General features: G+C 58.6%; 1 tRNA gene and 2 rRNA genes. All 3 read left to right on the top strand.

What is annotated here, in order from left to right:
- Positions 1–294 (top strand): 16S ribosomal RNA (locus GRX01_RS18695); the annotation flags it as partial.
- A 105-nt stretch (positions 295–399) separates the two neighbouring features.
- A tRNA-Ala gene (locus GRX01_RS18690) sits at positions 400–471 on the top strand.
- A 211-nt stretch (positions 472–682) separates the two neighbouring features.
- Positions 683–1592 (top strand): 23S ribosomal RNA (locus GRX01_RS19005); the annotation flags it as partial.

Genomic DNA, 1592 nt, shown 5'->3' with positions numbered 1-1592 from the left:
GGCTACAATGGTCGGGACAATGGGTTCCTACCCCGAGAGGGGACGGTAATCTCAGAAACCCGGTCGTAGTTCGGATTGTGGGCTGAAACTCGCCCACATGAAGCTGGATTCGGTAGTAATCGCGTGTCACAAGCGCGCGGTGAATACGTCCCTGCTCCTTGCACACACCGCCCGTCAAAGCACCCGAGTGAGGTCCGGATGAGGCCTGGGTTGCCAGGTCGAATCTGGGCTTCGCAAGGGGGCTTAAGTCGTAACAAGGTAGCCGTAGGGGAATCTGCGGCTGGATCACCTCCACAGATCGAGACCAGGGCGACGCCCTGGCTCACCTTTCGGTCCGTTCCCGACGCCGATCGGGCACCTTCGAACTATCGAGGCTCGCTCACACCCCCTGATGGGGGTGGGCCCATAGCTCAGTGGTAGAGTGCCTCCTTTGCAAGGAGGATGCCCTGGGTTCGAATCCCAGTGGGTCCATGTCTTCGGGACCATCGCGAACCGTGCGCCTTATATGGCGGACGGCGATACGATGAATCCCGACGCAAGACCGATGCACCATCCCGCGAGAGCGGGGATGGGAAGGGTTGAGCACGCTCGCGTGACACCCACGTGACGTGCGATGACGACCGTATGTACGTGCAATCCAGACGTCCACTGGACCCGTTCACCGGGTCGCAGTGTACCATCAGTCAATTGGCTACTGTGCCAGTTGGTGAATGGCTCGGCTCGAGAGCCGACGACGGACGTGCCAAGCTGCGATAAGCCGTAGGGAGCCGCATGGAGGCGAAGAACTACGGATCTCCGAATGGGAATCCCTCTACAATTGCCGTGCGCAATGGGGAACGCTCCGAATTGAAACATCTCAGTAGGAGCAGGAAGAGAAATCAAACCGAGATGTCGTTACTAACGGCGAGTGAACGCGACACAGTCCAAACCGAAGCCTCGGGGTTCACACCTCGCAGGCAATGTGGTGTTCGGGCTGATACCAAGCAGCTCGGGTTCGTGAGAAGTCTCCTGGAACGGAGCACGATACAGGGCGACAGTCCCGTATCACGAACGCGGTCTGCGGATCAGTTCCCAGAGTAGCGGGGGTTGGATATCCCTCGTGAAGATCTCAGGCATCGACTGAGAAGACTAAACACTCCTCGAGACCGATAGCGAACAAGTAGCGTGAGCGAACGCTGAAAAGCACCCCGAGAAGGGCGGTGCAATAGGGCCTGAAATCAACTGGCGATAGAGCGACGGGGCTTGAAAGGCCCCACTCAGAATGACCGAGACGCGAGTCTCCAGTAAGACGAGTGGGGAGCCGAAGTTCCGTCGTGCGTTTTGAAAAACGAACCAGGGAGTGTACTGCTCCGGCGAGTCTAACACGAGTATCGTGGAAGGCGCAGGGAAACCGACATGGCCGCAGTCTTACGACGAGGGCCGCCGTGCTCAAGCGCGGGGAGTCGAAGCAGTACGACCCGAAACCGAGTGATCTACTCCGAGGCAGGATGAAGCGTGCCGAAAGGCACGTGGAGGTCCGTTAGCGTTGGTGTCCTACAATACCCTCGCGTGATCTTGGAGTAGGGGTGAAAGGCCCATCGAACTCGGCAACA

The organism is Halobaculum saliterrae (assembly GCF_009831625.1).
GTDB classification, from domain to species: Archaea; Halobacteriota; Halobacteria; order Halobacteriales; family Haloferacaceae; genus Halobaculum; species Halobaculum saliterrae.
The sequence above is the reverse complement of the archived record's forward strand: the minus strand, read 5'-3'. Positions and strand labels throughout refer to the sequence as shown.